Origin of the sequence: Pseudohongiella sp. O18 (assembly GCF_021729085.1) — a bacterium.
Taxonomy (GTDB): Bacteria; Pseudomonadota; Gammaproteobacteria; order Pseudomonadales; family Pseudohongiellaceae; genus Pseudohongiella.
The window spans coordinates 1,042,294-1,064,710 of sequence record NZ_JAJSAR010000001.1 but is presented as its reverse complement, the minus strand read 5'-3'; the positions used below and the strand labels follow the sequence as shown (position 1 = coordinate 1,064,710).

Genomic DNA, 22,417 nt, shown 5'->3' with positions numbered 1-22,417 from the left:
AGCGTCTCATTTTTGCCATCACATGTGAGTTTTTATGAAAAAAATAATAGTCACTGTGGCCATCGTCGCGGTGCTCAGCATTGCCTTTGCCAATGGCATTACTCCCGCTTATGTGGCCAGCGCGCCGGGCGTTGCATCAGGAATTGGTGCCAAACTGCTTTGCAGCGGACGCTATGTCAGCGGTTTCAGTCAACAGCAGGCGCTGGATGATCTCGTTAAGTACTCACCGCTGCTGGACTATCTGAGCGTAGAGTTTGATGACAGCAATGAGCGCGTCACCACCTCTTTCCTTGGCCTTGCCACAACCACAGCCACCCATGTTGATGGCATCGGCTGCTACGCCGACTACGAGGGCTTCGAGCAACGGGCAGACTACGCTGCTGAAGAAAGAATCCCAATGCCTGTTTTCAGCAGCCGCTGGCCGCACGGCACGCGAGTAGAAACGATCGACTCCGCCATACAGTCGCAGCTCGACGCTATGATCGCAGCTGACAACACAGAGGGCCTGGACACACGCGCACTGCTGATTGTGCACAATGGTCAGATCATCGCTGAGTCCTACGCTGGCGAGGCGGATGCCGAAACGCCACTGCTGGGCTGGTCAATGGCCAAAAGCCTGATGGCCATCATGCTGGGCAATCTTGAATACCGGGGACTGCTGGATCCGACCACAACTCCGGTGGTTGAACAGTGGGCTGATGACGAGCGCGCCAATATCGAACTGACAGACCTGTTGACGATGACCGATGGTCTGGCTTTTTCGGAGGCCTACAATCCTGGCGACGACGCAACTGCCATGCTGTTCACCGAGGCCTCCGGCTCCGATTACGCCATCAGGCGCCCCGTCGCGCAGCGCCCAGGCACGCAGTTCAACTACAGCTCCGGAACAGCAAACATACTTTCCCGTGTTTATTTTAATCACACTGGGGCAACGCTGGCTGACAGTCTGGCTGACTACCGGGAACACATCGCAACGCCTTTGAGTTTTCAGCACACTGTTTTCGAACCAGATGCTGCAGGCATTCTGGTCGGGAGCTCGTATTTCTACGCATCAGCGCGAGACTGGGCGCGAATCGGTCAGATGATGCTCAATGGCGGCGTCCTCAATGGACATCGTATCGTCAGTGAAGACTGGGTGGAACGGGCGACATCACCCAACAGCTCGCGCAACAACCGCGCCTACGGTTATCAGTTCTGGCTTAATCGCGGCAATGCCGACCAGCGCTGGCCGGATCTGCCGCCAGACGCCTACGCGGCCAATGGCAATCGCGAGCAATCGGTAACTGTGCTGCCCTCGCAGGATCTCGTTGTTGTCCGGCTGGGCTGGACCACGGGCCGTTACCCGATCAATGACCGGATCGTCCAGATTATGGGATGGTTAACTACGGAATGATGCGACCGGCAATAAGCCGCTATTGAGGTTCCCCGGTATTCGCAACAAAAGATAGCCCGCAGTGTGCGCAGTTACGCCGGAACGGGTTCAGAAAGTAGTGCTTTACAAAAAAGTGCTGGTTACACCGCGGGCAACGCCGGGACGACATGCCTATACCAAACACGGCATAGATGGCCATGTAGACCAGCATCAGCCAGGTGATATCCTGGCCATTGTTCAGCAGTTGGGTAACACCAACGACGTACAGCGGAAACGTTAAAAAACACACCATCAGGCGACTGCGCGCCCGTTTGATCTGCAGCAGCTGGGGACCATACTGCTCCTGTTCGGAAGGGTTCATCTACTGTTGTATCTCCATAATGCTGCTGTGCACTGAGAGCCTATCATGAGCTCGCGGGCTCATGCATTGTTGTCGTCAAAACTGATGACCTCGGCTATGCGCTGACGGTCACTTATCAGCATCAGAAGACGATCAAAACCGAGCGCCACTCCGGCACAATCCGGCAAACCTGAGGCAAGCGCCGCGAGCAGGAATTCATCTACCGGCTGCACAGGCAGACCAACCTGCTCGCGACGCTGATTATCCGCAGCAAAACGGCGTGCCTGCTCCTGAGCATCCGTTAGCTCAAGGTAACCATTGGCAATCTCCATACCTCGAATGAACAGCTCGAATCGCCTGGCAACCCGATGCCCATCATCAGTCAGCTCAGTTGCAGCCAGCGAAGCCTGACTGGCAGGAAAATCGGTTACAAATACCGGCGCCTGCAGCGCTGGTTCTATGACAACAGCCATCAGCAGGTTCAATGCATCATCGCGGGACAGTGTCAGATGGTCGCTGGCAGTCTGCTGTCGGGCCAGGTCGATCAGTTGCTGATCACTGGCGGCAAATGGATCAATATCCAGCCGTGATAGAAACAGATCACGATAGCTGATTCGCTCAAATCCAGATACCGCCCAATCGGACGATCCGTTGTCAGACTGCTCAGCACAGGTGCACACCAGCGCCTCTATCTCAGCCATCAATAGCTGGTCGTCAAAACCGGGCCGATACCATTCCAGCATGGTGAACTCAGGGTTATGCCGCTGCCCTGCCTCATCGCGCCGAAACGCCTTGCATATCTGATAAATCGGTCCACTGCCCGCGGCAAGCAGACGTTTCATGGCGAACTCGGGAGAGGTCTGCAGAAACCGGCGCTTTGAGTCATGCAACTCAACTACCATGCTGTCCAGGTGCAGATCAGTCACGGTGGCCTGCGACAGCAGCGGCGTTTCCACTTCCAGCACCTGCCGCTGCGCAAAAAAAGCCCTGATACAGTTCAGCAGTGAAGCCCGCTGTCGCAGCAGATCAAGCGACGCTGTAGGCCGCCATGAAGCTGACATCAATCAGCGCACCCGGTTCTGATATTCACGTGTTCTGGTGTCAACACGCAGTACATCGCCGATGTTCACAAACAGGGGGACTTTCACCACAGCGCCTGAACTCAGAGTCGCAGGTTTGCTGCCGCCCTGCGCAGTGTCGCCCTTGATACCGGGATCTGTATCGACAACTTCCAGTTCAACGAAGTTTGGTGGCATGACATTGATGGGATTGCCATTGAACAGCGTTACCACGTAACTCTCTTCTTCTTTCAGCCAGTCCAGCGCATCACTCATCGCCGCCTTGTCGGCCGGGAACTGCTCAAAGCTGCCGTCAGTTTTCATGAAGTGCCAGAACTCACCGTCGGTGTACAGGTAACTCATGTCGGTTTCCAGCACATCGGCGGCTTCCAGCGAATCACCCGACTTGAATGTACGCTCCCAGACCCGGCCGTTCATCAAATTGCGCAGTTTTATGCGGTTGAAGGCCTGCCCTTTACCGGGTTTCACATACTCATTGTCTACGATGGCACAGGGGTCGCCATCGAGCAGCACCTTCATGCCGGGTTTGATTTCGTTGGTAGAAAAACTTGCCATCTGTAACCTCTCTTAAATAATACTTCTGTAAACATCTGCCTTCGGTTTACCATGGCCGACCTTGTTTACCGAGATACGCTTTTTATCGAGATACCAGCGCAGGAAAACTGATTAACATGTTGATCGCATCAACCGCCGGATCCTGGCAGCAGCAGTTGTCAGACGTGATTACCGATCCTGATGAACTGTTGCGAACCCTGAATCTGGACGCCTCTCAGCTGTCGGTTTCGGCCCAGGTGTTGAAACAATTCCCGCTGAGGGTGCCGCGCTCTTTTGCAGCACGGATGCAGGCTGGAAATCCCAGCGATCCATTGCTGCTGCAAGTGCTGCCCAGCGACAAAGAAGGGGATGATACCCCCGGATTCGACTTCGATCCACTTTCAGAGTCCGATTTCAACCCTCAGCCCGGCATTCTTCACAAATATCATGGCCGCGTGCTGGCCCTGGTCGCGCCCCATTGTGCGGTTCATTGCCGTTACTGCTTTCGGCGGCACTTCCCCTACGAGGAAAATACACCCGGTCGTCAGGCCTGGGAGCAGAGTCTTGAGTGGCTGGCCGGACAGCCAGAGATTCATGAGGTCATCTACAGTGGCGGCGATCCACTGGCTGCCAGTGATAAATATCTTGCCTGGCTGACAAATCGTATTTCAGAAATACCCCATATCGGCCGATTACGTATACATACCCGTACACCGGTGATGATTCCTGCGCGGGTGAATGATGAGCTGCTGGCCTGGCTGTCAGACTGTCGACTGCAGAAAGTGATGGTGATACACGTCAATCACGCCAATGAAATTGACGCGGAAGTGACTGAAGCCCTGCAGAATCTCAGGCGGGCAGGTGTCACGCTGCTCAACCAGAGCGTGCTGTTGAAAGGCGTTAATGACAGTGCAGCTGCGCTGATTGACCTGAGCGAGCGTTTGATGGATGCTCAGGTAATGCCGTACTACCTGCACGTACTGGACCGCGTGCAGGGAGTCGCACATTTTGATGTCAGCGAGACGTACGCCTTGCAACTTATGGCTGAATTGAAGGAAAAACTGCCAGGATATCTGGTACCCAGGCTGGTGCGTGAGGTTCCCGGCGCCAGCTCCAAGACCGGACTACAATAGCAGTATGAGCGATATGGATTCCAACACGTACCAGATTCTGATCAACCACAGCGCGGGTCCGCGATCGCAGGCGGTCCTGAATCTGCTGCGACGCGCTGGCATTCAGTTTCGCGCCAAAGAGCTGACGACCGGCCATTTGCCTGACGACGTTCCCGGCTGTGATTCGCACGACCTGATTCTGCTGTTCACCGACAGCCCTGGGCAAAACTGCGAGCTGCTATTGCGCCAGCTGCAGTCGTCCCGGCGCGATATTCCCTGCCTGTTGATCTGCCGTTCACCGTCGCGCTGGCTTTCAATGTTGAGTCTGGGAGCTGCCGCGCTGATCAATGAAACACAGCTTGAGACGCCCACCGGCCAGGTGCAGTTTGTTTACCAGATAAAACGCGAGCTGGAACACCTTAACCTGCGCCGGCAATTCCGCCGGGCCAGCAGCAGTATCCGAGAGCTGCACCAGCGGCTGCAGCTGTTTACTGATCACACCACCGACGCGGTGGCGACACTGCAGGGTGGCCTGCACCAGTATGCCAATAACGCCTGGCTTTCCTATTTTGGGTTTCGCAATCATACCGAGCTGCATGCCACACCGTTTCTGGATCTGGTCGCAGACGAAGACGCGGACCGCGTGCGAGCCTTCATGAGACAGCCATTTAACAATGGTATGCAGCGCTGCGAGTTCATGGCCATCCGGCGCGACGGCAGTGAGATTCTGACCGCGCTGGACTCCGCATCTATCAGCGTCAATGGGGAACAGTCTCTGCAATTGATGGTGCAGGCAGCACTCGGCAATGCCACACATCAGAACGCCGTCCGCGAGGCGATGAGCCAGGATCTGCAAAGTGGGCTGTTGAATGATCGCGGCTTTCACAAGGTCATCAACCAGGCCATCAGCAGTGCCGTCTATCAGGGCCGTAGCAGTGCACTGATTCTGATGACGGCGCCACAACTCGCCGAAATCTCCGTAGTGCTTGGCAAAACCGACACACATATTCTGCTGCGCGATATCGCCTCTGTGCTGGCTTCCAAGTGCCCGGAACCCGCCATACTTGGCAGACTGGATGACGGCGATTTTGCCGTGTTGCTGCCGGATGCTGATACTGAGGCCTGCCAGTCAACGCTAATGCGGCTGGATACCCTGGAGACGGCGCTGCAGGCGATGGCACCCCAGGGGCTGTCGCTGAGTTTCAGAAGCGGCGCCGCCATGGTCACTGATGAAGCGCCGGACGCCGAGACTCTCCTTATTCGCGCACGCCAGCACCAGATTATTCGCCAGCACCAGGTTTATACAAACGGGCCAGTTTCGATCGACGTGCTCACGCCCTTGCGGCAGTCCCTGCGCGATGAAAACCTGTTGCTGGTGTATCAACCAACTGTCAGCCTGCGCACCGATCCCAAGGAGTTCTATGAGGTACGCATCCGCGTGCCCATCGCCGACCGGATGATTTACCCCAACGAGTTTTTGCAGATCGCCAACCAGCATGGTTATGGTGAGCGCCTTGACCGTTATGTCATCAGTCATGCTCTGCGAACACTGAACAACCAGAAAAACCCGCAGCTGTGTCTGACCGTCAACCTGACATCCAACACGCTGCTCAGCCAGACCTTTGCGGTGTGGCTGGCACAAGAGCTAAAAAGACAGGAACAAAGCGCCAAGAGTCTTATTCTGCAGTTCAGCGAAATGGACGTGATGGGCTCACCGGATCAGGTCCGGCTTTTCTGTCAACGCCTGCGTGAGCTGGGCTTTGAACTGTCGCTATCGCATTTTGGCTGCAGCCTCGATCCGTTCCGCCTGCTGGGTCAATTGCCAGTGGACTTTGTCAAACTGGACCGTTCTCTCTGGCAACAGATCGACATCGACCTTGAGCAACGCGAACGCTTGCAGGAAGTCATTCGCCATTTGCATGCGCAGGGCATTCGCGTCATCGCGCCCATGGTAGAAGATGTCGAGTTGCTGCCACTGTTGTGGCAGGCCAACATCAACTTTGTGCAGGGCAATTGCCTGCAACAGCCCAGTGACTTACTGGAGTTCGGGCTGTTCCAGGAGCAACGGATCAGCCTGCCTCAACCCGATCCACATTCTGAAAGCCTCTAGGCAGTTTGTTGCCCCGGCGACCGCGCTCACCACGATAATGCTCCAGGTCAGACGCTTTCAGGTTGTGGTGTCGTCGGCCAGCGTAGACTGTAATCGAGCCGTCTGCCGGCAGCACGGTCATTGACACAACAAACTCCAGCCGGTCAGCAACCCGCCCTGATGGAATACCAATGATCTTGTTACCCTTGCCACGCGCCAGCACCGGTAGCTCGGCAACCGGGAAGCACAGCATGCGACCTTCATTGGTGACGGCTACCAACAGATCAGTTTCAGGATTGGAGACCAGCACTGGCGGCAAAACCCTGGCACCTTTGGGCAATGACAGCACTGACTTGCCGGCCTTGTTCTTGCCCTGCAGGTCGCCCACACTGGCAATAAAACCGTAACCGGCATCACTGGCCATCAGGACTGGCTGCTTGTCATCCGCCAGTAATACGCCTTCAAATGCCGCACCCGATGGAGGCGCCAGGCGTCCCGTTAAAGGTTCGCCCTGCCCACGCGCCGACGGCAAGGTATGCGTTTGCAGGCTGTAGGCGCGACCGGTAGAGTCGATAAACACCGCTGACTGATTACTCTTGCCTTTCGCGGCCGCCTTAAATCCATCGCCCGATTTGTACTGAAGTGCTTCCGGGTCCACCTCATGGCCCTTGGCCGATCGCACCCAGCCATGTTTGGACAGAACGACTGTGACCGGCTCCGAGGAAATCAGTTCGACCTCGCTGAAGGCCTGTGCTTCTGAGCGCTGCACCAGCGGCGAACGTCTGTCGTCGCCGTATTCTTCAGCATCCGCGGTCAGCTCTTTTTTAATCAGTGTTTTTAATTTGCGGTCAGAGCCCAGCAGCGCTTCCAGTGTTTCGCGCTCTTTGGCCAGCTCGTCCTGCTCGCCGCGAATTTTCATTTCTTCCAGCTTGGCCAGATGTCGCAGTTTCAGTTCCAGAATGGCTTCGGCCTGGGTATCGGTCAGCGCGAAACGCTCCATCAACACCGGCTTCGGTTTGTCCTCGGTGCGGATGATGTGAATGACCTCATCAATATTCAGAAATGCCGTCAGCAAACCTTCCAGGATATGCAGGCGATCCAGCACTTTCTGCAGGCGATACTGCAGACGGCGTCTGACTGTTTCCGTGCGGAATACCAGCCACTCTGACAGCACAGTACGCAGATCCTTGACCTGCGGCTTGCCGTCGGTGCCAATCATATTGAAGTTGACGCGGTAGCTTTTTTCCAGATCCGTCGTTGCAAACAGATGCAACATCAGCTCGTCTGCGTTGACTCTGTTGGAGCGCGGTACGATTACAATGCGTGTCGGGTTTTCATGATCCGACTCATCGCGCAGATCGACGACCATCGGCAGTTTTTTCTTTTGCATCTGCGCCGCAATCTGTTCCAGCACCTTGGCACCGGATACCTGGTAGGGTAGCGCGGTGATGACGACGTCACCGTCTTCCACTCGATAGACAGCGCGTGCCTTCAGAGAGCCGCGCCCTGTTTCATAAAGTGTTCGCAGATCTTCTGCCGGGGTGACGATCTCTGCTTCCGTCGGAAAGTCAGGGCCTTTGACGTGCTCCATCAGTTCGTTCAGCCCGGCCTTTGGTTCGTCCAGCAGGCGAATACAGGCACTGACCACTTCGCGCAGGTTGTGGGGTGGAATATCAGTGGCCATACCTACCGCGATACCACTACCACCATTCAGCAATACATTGGGCACGCGGGCTGGCAACATGGCCGGCTCATCCAGCGTGCCGTCGAAGTTGGGTTTCCATTCAACCGTGCCCTGCCCCAGTTCGGACAGCAGCAGCTCGGCATATTTCTGCAGGCGCGACTCTGTATAACGCATTGCCGCAAAAGACTTGGGATCATCCGGCGAGCCCCAGTTGCCCTGCCCATCCACCAGCGGGTAGCGATAGCTGAATGGCTGGGCCATCAGCACCATGGCCTCGTAGCAGGCCGAATCACCGTGCGGGTGAAACTTACCGATCACATCACCAATCGTTCGCGCTGACTTCTTGAACTTGGCAGATGCCTTAAGCCCGAGCTCGGACATGGCGTAAATGATGCGTCGCTGCACTGGCTTGAGACCATCGCCGATATGCGGCAGCGCCCGGTCATTGATCACGTACATGGAGTAGTTCAGGTAAGCCTGACGGGTGTAGCTGCCCAGGGCAATCTGTTCGACGCCGTCCTGGTTGATGGTGATGTTCATGGTCATACGGTTTCTGCGAGTCTCTCGTAGGTGGAACACGGATGCGTCGTTATAGCATATTCGCGCGGCTGACCTGTAGTGCAGTGCTGGACATTCCTGTGACATTCAAATACTGTACTTATATACAGTATCAGATTAAGTATCATGAAATACACCTCCGAAATGATCAAGGGCCGTGGTGCCGTATCCAATCCACAGGGGCGCTTCGAGACTCAACAGCTGGAAGCCTTTGATGACGGCTGGCCGCGCGATGACGATGAAGACCGCGAAGGTCGGCCCAGCACTATTGTTACGCACGAGCAGGCCAAAACCATTCTTACTCGCAACCGGTCACCAGACCTGCCCTTTCATGTATCGCTGAATCCTTATCGCGGCTGTGAACACGGCTGCATATACTGCTTTGCAAGGCCTACACACAGTTATCTGGAGTTGTCGCCCGGTCTGGATTTTGAAACACGCCTGTTCGCCAAAGTGAACGCGGCCGAGCTGCTGCGCCGCGAGCTGGCAGCGCCCGGCTGGCAAACCGAACCGATTGCGCTGGGCGTCAATACGGACGCGTATCAGCCCTGTGAAAAAAAGCTGGGGATCACCCGGCAGCTGCTGGAGGTCCTGCATGAGTGTCGCCAGGCGGTCGGCATCATCACCAAGTCCGCGATGATAGAACGGGACATGGACCTGCTGGCCGACATGGCAAGCCAAAACCTGGTTGCCACCACCATCACCATTACGACGCTGGATCATGACATTGCCAGAACCCTGGAACCACGCGCGGCCTCACCCTCAAGACGTCTGGCGACCATTGAGCGTCTGGCCAGGGCAGGCATTCCGGTCGGCGTTAATGTGGCGCCAGTCATTCCGTTTGTGACTGATCAGGATCTGGAGCGAATCATTCAGGCTGCGGCTGATGCCGGCGCCAGCAGCGCGGGATACATCATCCTGCGGCTGCCCTGGGAGCTGAATGAGCTGTTTCAACAATGGCTGCAGGCACACCTGCCCGACCGCGCTGAGCGCGTTATGAACCGTATTCGCGACATGCGCGGCGGCAAGGAGTATGACGCCACATTCGGCAGCCGTATGCGCGGCGAGGGCTTGTGGGCAGAGCTGATAGCAAAACGTTACGCCGCCATCATCGCCAAAACCCGTCTGTCCGAAAGACGCACTGCTGACTTTGGTCGCCTCGACTGCAGCCTGTTCAGACGCCCGACTTCAGTACCTGCGGCCAGACAAAGTGAGAACGCCGGTACCCCCACTCAATTTGATATGTTCTAATCTTCACCAGTCAATATTCACCGGCATGGAGTCGAACCGCAATGAAACTGATTTCCTGGAACGTCAACGGCATCCGCGCAGCAGTGAAGAAAGACTTCCTGCAGGCGGTGGCGGACATGCAGCCAGATGTACTGTGTATACAGGAAACCAAGGCACAGGACGAACAGGTGCTTGCAGCTATTTCCGAGCTTGATGGTTATCACGTTTACACAAGCTCGGCGGTCCGTCCCGGGTATTCAGGTACGGCCGTATTGAGTCGCAGCAAGCCCGAATCTGTCACACCTGGCACAGGACTTGAGGAGCACGATCAGGAAGGACGTGTTATTTGCGCCGAGTATCAGGACTTTTTCCTGGTCACGGTTTACACACCCAATTCTGGCAGCGAACTGAAACGGTTGGATTATCGGGAAAAATGGGATCGTGATTTTCGCGACTATGTGCTGTCGCTAGAAAAACACAAGCCGGTCATCATCTGTGGCGATCTGAACGTGTGTCATAAACCCATAGACATCGCCCGGCCGGATGCGAACTACAACAAAAGCGCGGGTTATACCCAGCGTGAAATCGATGGCATGAACAGCCTGATCGACGCCGGCTTTATCGACAGCTTCCGGCACCTGCACCCCGAGACCGTCAAGTACAGCTGGTGGAGCATGCGTGGTGGTGCACGCGCCAGAAACGTGGGCTGGCGTCTGGACTATTTTCTGGTTTCCAAAGCCATGCAACAGCGTATCGTAAGTGCCGAAATACTCAATGAAGTATACGGCTCTGATCACTGCCCTGTGGTACTGACACTGTGCTGACAATCAGGAATATCGCGAAGAGCGTCTAGCGCCTCAGCCGGCGCCCGACCTGACACGAATGTCGGGGCCAGGGTATTTTTATTGTTGACATCGATGTCGAGTCAGGTAGCGATGGCTTTATTCGCCATCCGGGCAACAATACTGCTCAGGTATTACTGTAGCGTAAATATTTTTCCTGTACCCGTGACTTCCTTTGACAATTGCAAAGGAAGGAATAGAATGATTGTGAGCTTGCCCTTATCTTCATTGTTGGACATGCATTGTGCATAGAGCATTGATCCTGATTTCGGTCCTGTTACTGACCGTTTCTTTCTCCAACGCCAAAGACCTCGGTCCGTTGGACGGCAGTGGCGTCACGAATTATTCGGCGTATACAGATTTCATTTGCGTGCGAAGCTCGTCTGATGATTCCGACGATCTCCATGACGAAGAAATCATCATCCCTGATGTTCAGAAGTCGCGATATGCAATCGCATCACAGGCTGTTCCGGCCACCGCGCCGCAACGCTGCACCGCCCATCATATCCGCGGACCTCCCGCCACCGCATCTCCGCAGTAAACCTGTTGTTCCCGGCAAGCAGCAACGCATCCTCGTCTTTTTGGATGACTCTCATGTTGCGCCCGGGTTGATCTTAAAGATCTCTAAACAATTTTTCAGATTTTGCAGGAGCATACTATGCGCGGTATTACCCTATTCGCTGTTGACCGGGTAGCCCACCTGGTGCAGCCCGATGAATTTGACGACCTCACGATGAGCTCACCTGCTGTGGAGCTCTTTACGGATTTCCGCAAACATCATCCGTTGACTATCGAAGGATCCACCCCCGCAGTTGATGCGCAAATGCTGATGCGCAAAGCCCATGTGAAAATAATACTCGTAGTGGACTCCCGTAATGAGTTCATAGGCACGCTAAACATGGATGATTTGAACGAGGAAAGATTTCTCATCATGGTTGCCAATGGCGAACGTCTGCAGGAAATAACCGTTCGCGACATGATGTGTCCAAAACATTCCATTCCGGCCCTGGACCTGGAACAGCTAAGGAAATGCAGCATCGACGATCTTGTTACAACACTGAAACGATCAGGACAGCCACACTGCCTTGTCGTTGACCGCACACGAGATCACATACGCGGATATATTTCAGCTAATGAAGTAGCAAGACGCCTGCATATCCCGATCAAGATCGAAAGAATTCCGACTTTCGTCGATATCTTCAGTTCTGTAAGGCAACCAACTGTCTAGTTTTCGACTGGCGTTGGATTTTGGGAGTCGTCATGAAAATGACGACTCCATTTTTTTAATCCTTCAACAGACTACTGATACTGCAACTGCTGACCAACAACACGCATGTAATGAGTGAATTCTAAAGCGCCTGGCGCGCCTCTTTGATCACCAATGTCACTGCCTCGCTCCCGGGGTTGTACAGTTCATAGCCCTGCATCGGGGCCGCCCAGTCGCCGGCCGCATTGAGCTCGTGAGTAACCCCATCCTGCCGCTTCACATGCAATGCGCCGGCCGGCGACACCTGCACCACAAAGGCTGGATTGATGTGTGAAATTATTGTGTGCCGGGCGCCAGGTTCAAGCGTAAGCCGCCAGGCGCGGAACCACGGATTTTCCAGTTCGATATCGGATGCCTCAAGACCTGTTGGCAGATCATCAGACGGCTCGCTCAGCCCGGGGCCGAAACTGGCCAACGCAATGATCCTGAACAGACCGGGACCGGCATTGGTAACACGGTGCGTGTAGGCTTTGTCCAGATATCGGGTGATGCTGGACAGACGGCCGTCCAGGTAACCCTGGCCATTGCTGATGAATGTGTAAAGAATCGGACCATCGTGGGTATGTGGCAGCGTGGTATCGCCCGGATTGATCTGGACATCAAGCAGCGTGAATCTCTCGCCCTTAAACACCGTTCGGTGCCGCGGCTCATCCAGAATATGGACAACTCGCAGGGGTTCACTGTGTCCTATAAAGTCCTCGGGATCACCTTCAGTCGGTATCGGCCCTGATTTGGTTTGAGCGACTGACAAACCCGAACTGACTCCGATTAGAGACGAAAGTAAAAGTGCAACTACATTATATTTTTTGTTATTCATCATTGCGGTCGCCTGTCTTTAACATTTGCGTTCGATCAGGCTCACAGCTTTACACATTCGATCAATGACTGTCCAAAAAAAAAAGCGGGCCAACATTCCCTGTCGGCCCGCTTGCTCTTTTCATCCTGTCGGTCTTACTGCAACAGGATCAGAACTCCAGCTGCACACCCAATCGTACCTGCCACAGTGATTGTGTCTCCTGCAGGTCGCTGACCGACAGATTGTTGAAGCGCTCGAACACGTATTGCCCCTGCGCATTCACTGACTGGGTCACAACGTCTGGCGAGAAGAACTGCGCATCATACTGATGTCCCCACTCGTCGTTGATCATGTTAAGGAAATTGTAGACCTTGACGTACAGTCGGGCCTTGGCGCCATCAAAGAAGGCTGGCAGCTCCTGATCCAGACGCAGATCCATGCGTGAGGTCCAGCGCGAGTACTGATCGTTCCGCGTCACAAAACCCTGCTCCAGGCCGTAAGCGGCAACAAAGTCCGAAAATGCCTGGACGTCGAAGTTTGGACCAGCAATTACGTTGGAGTCGTTTGGTCCTGGTACGTACAACAGGTGGCGACGGTTGCTGCTGTTGGAACCTTCCAGTCCTCGGCTGCTCATCACCCAGCTTTGTGGCTGGCCTTTGGCGCGGAACCACTGCGCGGTAACACGGGTTTCATAGCCAGCCAGGAACTCGCGACCGTAACTCACACGCGCTGTGAAACGGTGCGGCGATTCATAGTTCGATGTGCCAGAAACTGGATTGTTGACATCATACAGCGCCAGGTTGGAGAAGTTTGAACTCGCCACTGCCGAGGTCATCGGGCTTACGTCTTCTGCCTGGGTGTATGCATAGCCGAAGGTCCAGTCGAGGCCCCAGTCGTGAGTCTGCTTGGCCAGCAGTGACAGGGAATGGCTCTTCGGTGACTCACCTGAGTTGGTCAACATGAAGTTGCTCTGGCCACGAACGTTGCTGTAGATGGGCTGGCCGGCATCCGTAGTTCCGGTCACATCCTGTGCAACATCCACATAGTAGGCTGGATCATTTTGCACGGAGTACAGGTAATCACCTTCCAGAATCATGCCGGTAGGCAGCGTGTAAGTTGCACCCAGTGCAAATTTCCATTCTGAAGGCTGTTCGTAATCCGGATCGATCAGCACCAGGAAGCTGTTGGAGGCATTCGCTGCGGTTGTCGCGGCGACCTGATCCTTCAATGCCTGCGGCACATCGTAGCCGGGGCGCTGATTGCCACTCAACTGATAGTCAGTCAGGATTGACTGATTATTGTTGTTGCGGTCGCGAACCTGAACGTTGGAGATCCCATCGTTACTCCAGGCATTGGACAGCCACACGTTTGGATTACCGCCCGAGTAGAGGCCAAAACCACCTCGCATGGTCAGGTTATCCATGGCTTCCCAGGTAAAACCGATACGTGGCATCAACAGGTCAAGGCCATCGACATTGGCATCGTTGCGCAGACCACCATTGAGTGTAGTAAAGGCCTGGTTAAATGCAGGACGGTCGTCGCTGGTGAACCAGTCGTAGCGCAAACCACCAACCAGTGTCAGGGCGTATTCGTCAAGGCGCCACTCGTCCTGAATGTACAGAGTGTTCAGTACATTGCTGAAACTTGCGGCGGCATCGTCGGCGTTGTTGGTACCACCGCCACTACCGTAGTATATGTCTGTCGGGATACCCAGTTCGAAGTGATCGATGCCGGTAAGACCGCAGGCAGGATTGCTCTGTCGGCCTGTTGCTGTCAGCCCCGCACAGAAAGCCGGGTTATTGGCCGAAAGGTCTTCAAACCGGTATTCACCGCCGCGTGCATGCTGGACAAACTGATTGAAGATGGACAGGTCTTCACGCTCATAACCAGCGGTAATGACGTGATCCTGCCACAGGTACTCAGCCGTGAACTTCATGAAGTCCGACTCGGTGTTCAGGTTGTTGGCCTGTCGCGAATCGTCCGCACCCAGATAGACGGTGTTGCTACCCATGTAAATCTGAACTTCGGCAAAATCCTGCGGCCCCACCGTGACCTGAGAGTCGTCCATTGTGTTGCGACTGACAAACAGATCGGTAGAGAGCTCGCTGGTCCACTGCGAAGCCAGTTTAAACGTCAGAGTCTCTGACTCGGCACCCTTGCGATAGAAGTGATTGGCAAACTCAAACTCGTTGCTGTCCGAGTCTGAGGCGCGATCTTCAATACCGTCATAGAAGTTGTAAATCACTGACGCATCGTGCTGCCCGCTGATGTTCCAGTCCAGCCTCAACATGTATTTCTCTTCGGTCTGCGCGCCATCAGCCGGCATGCCGCCAGCGTCGTAGTCGTAGATGCGCGATGCAATGTCAGAAATTCGATTAAAGTCTGTCTGACTCAGCCAGGGTCGCTCAACGCCATTGCCTGAACCGGAGAAACCCTGTGCGATAAACTCGGGCTCTTCGGTTTCTTCGTAGGCACCGTAGAAGAACAGGCGATCACGCATCAGGGGACCACCAAAACTGAAGCCTCGTTTTTCTTCTTCGTAATCCTGGCTTTCGTACTTCGTTTCGACACCGTCAACAGTCAGCGAGTCACCGCGCAGATCCTGGTTGTTGAACTCATAGAAAGCGGTACCCGTCCAGGTATTGCTTCCTGAGCGCGTCACCGCATTGATGTTACAAGCCGTGAAGCCACCATAGGTGACATCAAAAGGTGCCAGTTCGACGGCAACCTGAGCGATTCCTTCAAAGGGAAACGGCATACCTGTTGCGGTTGAGTAACCATTGTCATTCAAACCGAAACGGTCGTTCTGGCTGACACCGTCCAGACTGATGCTGTTGTAACGTGGGTGTTTTCCGACACAGTTAATTGCAGAGTTTGTGTCCAGATTCAGTCGCGGATCGTAGATGAACACATCCTTGATGTCACGATCGAAGGCGACTGATGTTTCCAGGTCAAATGTGGAGTAAGTGGCTGCAGGGCCAGAAGCCACATCCACAAAGTTGCCGGACCGACCCAGCACCAGCACTTCTTCTACCTGCGCCGCACCCAGATCAATACTGAGGTTGTAGATATCACCCAGGGAAATTGAGTTGACGACAACGGATCTGCCGCCATTTACCGTCACACGATACGGACCACCCACCGACAGGTTGGTCGCATAGAAAGTTCCAGAGTCATTGGTTTGCAGCGTGCGCGTGGCGCCGGTGCGGGTGTCTTCAATAACTATCGTGGCGTTGGCTTGTGGAGCTCCATCGGTGCCGCTGATGCGACCGCGAATGGCTGATGTCATATCCTGCGCCCAGACTGGCGCTGACAGGCCGAGCCCGACCAACACTGATGTGACCAGCAGTTTTTTCTTTATCGTGAGTTTTGAAAAATACATATCCGTTCCCCTGCAGAAATTTGGCTACCGGGCAACGATAAGGCGCTTGCATGACAAGCAGGTGAACAAGCTGTGGCATTTGTGTGACGCTTTCGACACGACCGGGTCACCCTGCGATTGCACAGGACGCCCAGCTGTGTGCGCGGGAAGCCTGGACTACTGCCCGCGCAGCTTACCACCAGGAATGGATGCCATCATTCTGGCGATGTAGCGGGTTACCTGGGGTTCCAGTCCCTCCGTGTGTCCCTTGTCCAGACGCACGATATCAGCGACCACTCGATTGTCTTCACAATTCGGGAATACCAGGACCTCTGCTACACCTGGCCCGGGCATGCCGCCCCAGCCCGGACGCGTGGGTCGGCCGTTCTCCTCTGTGCGGGAATCGTAAACCTTGCCTGGCTGCGTATCGACGATGTCTGCAAGGCGCGTTTGTGGTCCACAGCTGTAGCGATCGGCCAGCGGTGAAGTATCCGGAATACCAGCTACTCCGGCGGTATCAAGCTCACCAGTAGTGTGGATGTGTGAGAAATCGCAGCCCTGAAGTTCATGGCGGCCGCCGACCCGTCCACCGGCCAGGCTGACAAAACCGTCGACTTTATCGCTAAAATAGTCAGAACAGACGATGCGATCGGAAGTCAAACCGCCCTGACTGTGCCCGGTCAGCCAGAAGGAGCGAACATTGGACTCACCGATTGCATCAATCAGCAGGCTCGACACGTCCTGCAGGTACTGATCATCGGCCTCCTCGCGCCAGACACGAATCGGTTCCGCCGTCAGAGCGGTAGGTGTGGCAACCACCATGCGATAGTCCTGCGCGTAATCGGTGATCGGAAAATAGAGACGCTGCCATTGTTCGTATGAGCCTGCCCCGTGCAGATTCAGCACCAGTACAACCGGCTCGGATGGCCCCAGGTCACAGGGATATTCAAGGTGGAACTGTCGACCACTGTTGGGTTCCGTGGCGTTAGCCGGGCTGGAAATATCGCCGCCAAATGCCCCACAGCTGGCACCAGCGAGTTGAGCACCATTAGCCAGCTGGTTGCGTTGCTCCGGCATGGAAGTCTGACACGCTGAAATGGTAGCGGCAGCGGTCAACAGCATCAGTGCCGACCAACGCCTGGGCACATCAATTAACTTCGAGTGACGGATTCTATCCACTTTTGTTAGCTTTTTCATGGGAATACCCCTCCTCTGGGACCAGTATTCGCTATACTGGTCCGGAATTCCAGTGACAGGCGCTGCAAGCGAATGAGCAGACTCAATTATCATCACCTGTATTATTTCTGGCAGGTGGCAAAAAACGGCAACCTGAGCCGCACAGCAGATCAGTTGCATGTCGCACAGTCTGCACTTTCCTCACAGATTCGCCAATTGGAAGATTCGCTTAAGGTGCAGCTGTTCGACAGAACAGGTCGCCAACTTCAATTGACTGAAAGTGGCCATCAGGCGCTGCGGATCGCCGAAGAAATTTTTACGCGTGGCAATGAGCTGGAAAAATTGTTGCTGGAAGGTCATCAGCCTGAAGATGCCATTGTTCGAATCGGTACACTGGCCACCATGTCGCGAAACTTCATCGAGGCATTCATCGGCCCCTTGATCGACAGTGAGCATGATCGCTACAGCCTGACCTCAATGAGTCAGACCGGACTGCTTAACGCGCTGGCCAATCACCAGATTGACCTGGCACTGACCAACGCCGAAGTACAGGGCAGCGGCCGGCAGATCTGGCACTGCCAATTGCTGGACAGTCAGCCTGTGTCAGTGATCGGACCACCCGACCAGCAGTTGCCAGACCGTCTTGGGCCTGAGTACATAGGACGCCGATGGGTACTGCCGCCTACCTCCAGTACCATCCGCACTGCGTTCGATGCACTGGCCGCACAACACCAACTGGAACCTGAGGTTCAGGCCGAAGCCGATGACATGCCCATGCTGCGACTGCTCGCTCGCGACAGCGGCGCTCTGGCAGTCATTCCTCATGTTGTGGTCAGGGACGAGCTAGCATCCGGACTGCTGTGTCAGTACCTGACCCTGCCGAATGTGTTCGAAAACTTTTATGCCGTCAGTATCCAGCGCCAGCTCGTGCACCCGCGCGTGCGTTCACTGCTGGCGCGCTACACCTGATCTTTGTTCTTAAATACAGAACATTAAGTGCTTTTATATCTATTTTACTAAACGAACTCTATCTCTCAGAATAGCGCCACATTCACAACTGAGAGACTTCAGCTATGCCCTGGCCATCCTGGACCGCCACTTCCGGATTCGAATCTGCGTTGACTGACGCCTGGTTCAGCAACTACTGGATTCACATCTCTCCGCTATCAACGACCATTCTTGCGCTGATTGGTCTGCTCGGACTGGTCGTGCTCCGCTATGCTCACGACAACATGCGGGGCGAAGCTTCGGCTCGCCGGTTCATGCGGGCCATGGTTCTGACTATGGCAGCCGTTGTCGTCACAGTAGCAAGCAACAACCTGATCCTGTTTGCCCTGGGCTGGATCTGCGTCAGCCTGAGCCTGCATCAGCTGTTGCTGTTCTACCCTGATCGATCGCGAGCAGTGCTGGCCGCACACAAAAAATTTCTGTTTGCCCGGATGGCCGAGGCACTGCTTATCGTGGCATTTCTGCTGCTCTGGCTGCAGCATCAAACGCTTAATATCCAGTCGATAATCCTACATTACCAAACCGTGGACACGCTCACACTGCAGGACCAGAGCGTCGCGGTATTGCTAGCGCTGGTTGCGCTCATCAAATGCGCACAGATGCCTCTGCATGGCTGGCTGATTCAGGTCGTCGAGTCACCAACGCCTGTCTCAGCCCTGCTGCATGCGGGCATCGTCAACCTGGGTGGTTTCCTGCTGCTGCTGTTTGCGCCTCTGATCAGTCTTGCCGATGCGGCGCGGTGGTTACTGCTGATTGTCGCTGGCCTCAGTTGTGTGCTGGCTGCTCTGGTTATGATGACCCGAATCAGTATCAAGGTCAGATTGGCCTGGTCCACTGTAGCGCAAATGGGACTGATGCTGGTTGAGTGCGCGTTGGGTCTGTATCACCTGGCACTGCTTCATCTGGTCGCGCACTCCTTCTACAAAGCGCACGCGTTTCTGGCTTCGGGAACCGCCGTCGCCAGCTATCTGTCCGGCCAGGCAGCGGGTTACAGACTGCCGCGTCTGCAGCACTGGCTGATGGCCATGGCCATCACTGTCGCGGCCGCGCTGGCCGTCAGCCCATGGCTGTCACCGATGTCGCTGATCAGTCCCTGGATATTGATTGGTATCGCCTGTGCCACTGTGCTGGCATGGCACTTCAGTTACGGGCGGGCTGGGTGTACCGCGCGCGGCTTGCTGCTGGCCGCCGCCGCGCCGCTGCTTTACATCGCCCTGACAACCATCGCGGCTCACATTGCTTATCCAGACGGCGAGTCACCATACCCTCTGGCATCAGTGTCCGCAGATCTCTGGATCAGTACCCTGTTCATCAGCCAGTTCGGACTGTTCCTGTTCGTGTACTACGCTTCACATCAGCCACTTGCCAGACGTCTGTTTGTGATCATGAACGCCGGGTTCTATCTGGATGAGTGGGCCAGCCGCGTCACGCTGTGGCTTTATCCGCTAAGACACAAACCAAACCTTCGCAAGCACCTGCAATCGAGGTCTGCCACAGCCATAGAAACCCAATTGGGAGGTTCAGTATGAAAACTGTTGTGCCCGACTACCCACAGTCAGTTCGAGTTGCCTGCCAGCGTATAGCACCCGTCTGGCCTCTGGATCAGTCCATCGCAGTCAACCCCTGGTGGGAGCTGCGCGACCAGCCCATTGAAGATGTTGCCGCCGAACTTCAGGCGCTGGGCCAGGTGAACTGCCTGATGCGCCGGGAGTACTACAGGCAGCAATGGCAGACTGTCATCAAACCAGAGCACCTTCAAGCCGCCATTGAGGAAAGAAACGAGCCGTGGTCCGAGGAGCAGCTTGTCGAGTTTCTGTCGCAACCAGAGCAAGTGCTCCCGCACTGGCACAATTACAGTGAACTACTGGATGCCCTGCCAGACAGACGCAGAAAGATTTCCTGGCATGATGAAATCGTGCAGCAGATCAGTCAGTTCTGTGGCCTGTATTTCCAGTATCAACATTATTTTACTGAGCATCAGGACTCGACGGTTGCGCTATACCGTAACTGGCTTGAAATTACCCGAGGTGATGTGGGCATCGAAGTATTGACGGCCGCGCATGGTCTGCACCGTCAATTCGAACAGCTGCCAGACGATCCTGCCCTGCTTTGTCATGAGTTTATGGAGGCGCTGGGCTGCCCGGAGAATTTTGCAGACTACGCGTTTGCCTTGCTGCTTGATATCCACGGGTGGGCATCATGGGGCGCGTATCAACAGTGGCAGGAGGCATTCAAAAGCGTCAACAATGACTGGGTTGCTCAGCTACTGGCAATCCGTATGGCCTGGGAACTGGCATTGTGGCGACACAACGAACAACAGGCGGCATCAACCGGTGATCGCACACAACAGCGATTCTTTGACCAGTTTTCACAAATGGCATCCATAAGAGCACATCATCAAAACCAGCAATCAATGTTGTGGGTGTGGCAACGTGCGCTTGAACTTTCCTATCAATTGCCGCTGCAGAACATGCTGAGCAACAGCACAGTCGTGCCGCGAGAATCCCGTCCACTGCTACAGGCCGCTTTCTGTATCGATGTCCGATCCGAGCCCATGCGCCGGGCACTTGAAGCACAACACCCCGACATCGAGACACTCGGTTTCGCGGGCTTCTTCGGATTGCCACTGTCATATCGACAATCAGGACACAGCTACCAGCGCCCGCAATTACCGGGACTTCTGGCGCCCGCCATCGAAGCCGTACAGACAGGCAGACCATCCAGGCGTCTGACTCTTAAGAACAGGCACGCTCATGCGCAGGCAGAAAGCTTTGCTACGCCGTCCGCCAGTTTTGGCATGGTGGAAATGCTTGGCGCGGTCAAATCGCTGTCATTGCTGGGCAGCAGCCTGATGCCAGATTCACCGAAGCACCCTGTCAATGACATGTGCGATATGCGGCCGTTCGTGCTCAGCAAGCAGGGTCGGGAGCTTAGCATTGCTGAACTCACAGAACTGGCGGCGACAGTACTGCGCCACATGGGCCTGACAGAAAAGTTCGCGCCAGTTGTATTACTTCTGGGTCATGGCAGCGAAACCAGTAACAATCCCCAGGCAGCCAGCCTGGATTGCGGTGCCTGTGGCGGACAGACTGGAGAGGTCAATGTAAAAGTACTGGCCCAGCTGCTGAATGACCCGGCCATCAGACGAGGGCTGGCCGCAACAGGCCTGCTTATCCCCGCAGATACGCGGTTCGTAGCTGGCCTGCATAACACCACTACTGACAATATCCACTGCTACGGCGATGCACTCAACACATACAGCGATATCACATCGCTTCTGACGAAGGCGACAGCCAGTGCCCAACATCAGCGTGCTGCTACCTTACCGGGCATCAAAGATGTAAAAAATCTGGCCAGTGAACTGACCAGACGCAGTCGCAACTGGTCGGAGATCCAGCCTGAATGGGGTTTGGCAAATAATGCCGCATTCATCGTTGCACCACGAGCAGCAACGCGTCACCTCAACCTTCAGGGCCGTACATTCTTGCATGACTACGACTGGCACAAGGATGATGAGTACAAAACGCTTGAGCTGATCATGTCGGGGCCAATGATTGTCACTAACTGGATCAATCTGCAGTATTACGCCTCCACAGTCGATAACAGACTGTATGGCAGCGGCAACAAGCTGCTGCACAATGTGGTTGGTGAACATATTGGTGTCTTCGAGGGTAACGGCGGTGACCTGCGCATTGGCCTGGCCAGGCAGTCATTGCACGATGGTAAGAAATGGCGACATCAGCCGGTTCGCCTGGCGGTTTACATCGCAGCCCCTGCAGCAATCATTGCTGAGATCGCAAGCCGTCACACGGCCATTGAACAGCTTGTGCGCAATGGCTGGATGTCGCTTTACGCCTGGGATATCGACAGCGGTCAGATTGTGCCGGCGCTTGCAGCCAGCTCATCGCCACAGCCGGACTGTCTGCCTACCAGTGGGGCCGCCATAGGTGTATGATTCTGGTTAATACG

General features: G+C 55.1%; 17 protein-coding genes. 10 read left to right on the top strand and 7 right to left on the bottom strand.

Features of this window, described 5'->3' with window-relative positions; translation table 11 throughout:
• Positions 1-34 precede the first annotated feature (34 nt).
• A complete protein-coding gene (locus LVD14_RS04750) occupies positions 35-1,393 on the top strand; it encodes a serine hydrolase domain-containing protein (protein WP_237132886.1) in 1,359 nt (452 codons plus the stop codon).
• Positions 1,394-1,412: 19 nt separating this feature from the next.
• Here the strand turns inward: LVD14_RS04750 and LVD14_RS04745 are convergent, their stop codons facing one another.
• Genes LVD14_RS04745 through efp form a run of 3 tightly spaced genes read right to left on the bottom strand, consistent with a single transcriptional unit; the run spans position 1,413 to position 3,346 of the window.
• Entirely contained in the window at positions 1,413-1,733 is a 321-nt protein-coding gene (locus tag LVD14_RS04745; protein ID WP_237132885.1) for a hypothetical protein, read from the bottom strand.
• Between the two features lie 59 nt (positions 1,734-1,792).
• On the bottom strand, positions 1,793-2,773 hold the full coding sequence (gene epmA / locus LVD14_RS04740; protein ID WP_237132884.1) for an EF-P lysine aminoacylase EpmA: 981 nt from the start codon (positions 2,771-2,773) through the stop codon (positions 1,793-1,795).
• A 3-nt stretch (positions 2,774-2,776) separates the two neighbouring features.
• Positions 2,777-3,346 (bottom strand): elongation factor P, encoded by a 570-nt coding sequence (gene efp, locus LVD14_RS04735; RefSeq protein WP_237132883.1) that lies wholly within the window; start codon positions 3,344-3,346, stop codon positions 2,777-2,779.
• Positions 3,347-3,462: 116 nt separating this feature from the next.
• Here efp and epmB point away from each other — a divergent pair, with 116 nt between their 5' ends.
• A complete protein-coding gene (epmB, locus tag LVD14_RS04730) occupies positions 3,463-4,458 on the top strand; it encodes an EF-P beta-lysylation protein EpmB (RefSeq protein ID WP_237132882.1) in 996 nt (331 codons plus the stop codon).
• Between the two features lie 4 nt (positions 4,459-4,462).
• Complete coding sequence (locus LVD14_RS04725) at positions 4,463-6,547, top strand: EAL domain-containing protein (protein WP_237132881.1); 2,085 nt, start codon at positions 4,463-4,465, stop codon at positions 6,545-6,547.
• Here the strand turns inward: LVD14_RS04725 and parC are convergent.
• Positions 6,507-8,756 carry a DNA topoisomerase IV subunit A gene (gene parC / locus LVD14_RS04720; protein WP_237132880.1) on the bottom strand — a complete coding sequence of 750 codons (2,250 nt, stop codon included), beginning with the start codon at positions 8,754-8,756 and terminating at the stop codon, positions 6,507-6,509. The genes LVD14_RS04725 and parC overlap by 41 nt on opposite strands.
• Positions 8,757-8,894: 138 nt before the next feature.
• Between parC and LVD14_RS04715 the strand changes: the two genes are divergently transcribed.
• The 4 genes from LVD14_RS04715 to LVD14_RS04700 all read left to right on the top strand — a co-directional run bounded on the left by LVD14_RS04715 (position 8,895) and on the right by LVD14_RS04700 (position 12,068).
• Complete coding sequence (locus LVD14_RS04715) at positions 8,895-10,019, top strand: PA0069 family radical SAM protein (protein ID WP_237132879.1); 1,125 nt, start codon at positions 8,895-8,897, stop codon at positions 10,017-10,019.
• Between the two features lie 41 nt (positions 10,020-10,060).
• On the top strand, positions 10,061-10,822 hold the full coding sequence (locus tag LVD14_RS04710) for an exodeoxyribonuclease III (protein ID WP_237132878.1): 762 nt from the start codon (positions 10,061-10,063) through the stop codon (positions 10,820-10,822).
• Between the two features lie 262 nt (positions 10,823-11,084).
• Complete coding sequence (locus LVD14_RS04705; RefSeq protein ID WP_237132877.1) at positions 11,085-11,381, top strand: hypothetical protein; 297 nt, start codon at positions 11,085-11,087, stop codon at positions 11,379-11,381.
• Between the two features lie 117 nt (positions 11,382-11,498).
• Positions 11,499-12,068, top strand: coding sequence for a CBS domain-containing protein (locus LVD14_RS04700; protein ID WP_237132876.1), 570 nt, complete (start codon positions 11,499-11,501; stop codon positions 12,066-12,068).
• 121 nt (positions 12,069-12,189) lie between these two features.
• Here the strand turns inward: LVD14_RS04700 and LVD14_RS04695 are convergent, their stop codons facing one another.
• The 3 genes from LVD14_RS04695 to LVD14_RS04685 all read right to left on the bottom strand — a co-directional run bounded on the left by LVD14_RS04695 (position 12,190) and on the right by LVD14_RS04685 (position 17,461).
• Positions 12,190-12,927: a hypothetical protein gene (locus LVD14_RS04695; protein WP_237132875.1), complete on the bottom strand. Its 738-nt coding sequence runs from the start codon at positions 12,925-12,927 to the stop codon at positions 12,190-12,192.
• Between the two features lie 145 nt (positions 12,928-13,072).
• The gene (locus tag LVD14_RS04690) at positions 13,073-16,285 is read right to left on the bottom strand and encodes a TonB-dependent receptor (protein WP_237132874.1); all 3,213 of its coding nucleotides are present in this window, start codon (positions 16,283-16,285) and stop codon (positions 13,073-13,075) included.
• Positions 16,286-16,441: 156 nt separating this feature from the next.
• Positions 16,442-17,461, bottom strand: coding sequence for a hypothetical protein (locus LVD14_RS04685; RefSeq protein WP_237132873.1), 1,020 nt, complete (start codon positions 17,459-17,461; stop codon positions 16,442-16,444).
• A 72-nt stretch (positions 17,462-17,533) separates the two neighbouring features.
• Between LVD14_RS04685 and LVD14_RS04680 the strand changes: the two genes are divergently transcribed.
• From LVD14_RS04680 to LVD14_RS04670, 3 genes are all read left to right on the top strand, one after another.
• Positions 17,534-18,409 carry a LysR family transcriptional regulator gene (locus tag LVD14_RS04680; protein ID WP_237132872.1) on the top strand — a complete coding sequence of 292 codons (876 nt, stop codon included), beginning with the start codon at positions 17,534-17,536 and terminating at the stop codon, positions 18,407-18,409.
• A gap of 104 nt (positions 18,410-18,513) precedes the next feature.
• Positions 18,514-19,977: an NADH-quinone oxidoreductase subunit L gene (locus tag LVD14_RS04675; protein WP_237132871.1), complete on the top strand. Its 1,464-nt coding sequence runs from the start codon at positions 18,514-18,516 to the stop codon at positions 19,975-19,977.
• Positions 19,974-22,403 carry a YbcC family protein gene (locus LVD14_RS04670; protein ID WP_237132870.1) on the top strand — a complete coding sequence of 810 codons (2,430 nt, stop codon included), beginning with the start codon at positions 19,974-19,976 and terminating at the stop codon, positions 22,401-22,403. The genes LVD14_RS04675 and LVD14_RS04670 overlap by 4 nt, the downstream gene beginning before the upstream one ends.
• The last annotated feature ends 14 nt before the right edge of the window (positions 22,404-22,417 follow it).

Coding starts and splice junctions, on each gene's coding strand:
- LVD14_RS04750 (WP_237132886.1), top strand. CDS start 35: ATGAAAAAAATAATAGTCACTGTGGCCATCGTCGCGGTGCTCAGCATT.
- LVD14_RS04745 (WP_237132885.1), bottom strand. CDS start 1,733: ATGAACCCTTCCGAACAGGAGCAGTATGGTCCCCAGCTGCTGCAGATC.
- epmA (WP_237132884.1), bottom strand. CDS start 2,773: ATGTCAGCTTCATGGCGGCCTACAGCGTCGCTTGATCTGCTGCGACAG.
- efp (WP_237132883.1), bottom strand. CDS start 3,346: ATGGCAAGTTTTTCTACCAACGAAATCAAACCCGGCATGAAGGTGCTG.
- epmB (WP_237132882.1), top strand. CDS start 3,463: ATGTTGATCGCATCAACCGCCGGATCCTGGCAGCAGCAGTTGTCAGAC.
- LVD14_RS04725 (WP_237132881.1), top strand. CDS start 4,463: ATGAGCGATATGGATTCCAACACGTACCAGATTCTGATCAACCACAGC.
- parC (WP_237132880.1), bottom strand. CDS start 8,756: ATGACCATGAACATCACCATCAACCAGGACGGCGTCGAACAGATTGCC.
- LVD14_RS04715 (WP_237132879.1), top strand. CDS start 8,895: ATGAAATACACCTCCGAAATGATCAAGGGCCGTGGTGCCGTATCCAAT.
- LVD14_RS04710 (WP_237132878.1), top strand. CDS start 10,061: ATGAAACTGATTTCCTGGAACGTCAACGGCATCCGCGCAGCAGTGAAG.
- LVD14_RS04700 (WP_237132876.1), top strand. CDS start 11,499: ATGCGCGGTATTACCCTATTCGCTGTTGACCGGGTAGCCCACCTGGTG.
- LVD14_RS04695 (WP_237132875.1), bottom strand. CDS start 12,927: ATGATGAATAACAAAAAATATAATGTAGTTGCACTTTTACTTTCGTCT.
- LVD14_RS04690 (WP_237132874.1), bottom strand. CDS start 16,285: ATGTATTTTTCAAAACTCACGATAAAGAAAAAACTGCTGGTCACATCA.
- LVD14_RS04685 (WP_237132873.1), bottom strand. CDS start 17,461: ATGAAAAAGCTAACAAAAGTGGATAGAATCCGTCACTCGAAGTTAATT.
- LVD14_RS04680 (WP_237132872.1), top strand. CDS start 17,534: ATGAGCAGACTCAATTATCATCACCTGTATTATTTCTGGCAGGTGGCA.
- LVD14_RS04675 (WP_237132871.1), top strand. CDS start 18,514: ATGCCCTGGCCATCCTGGACCGCCACTTCCGGATTCGAATCTGCGTTG.
- LVD14_RS04670 (WP_237132870.1), top strand. CDS start 19,974: ATGAAAACTGTTGTGCCCGACTACCCACAGTCAGTTCGAGTTGCCTGC.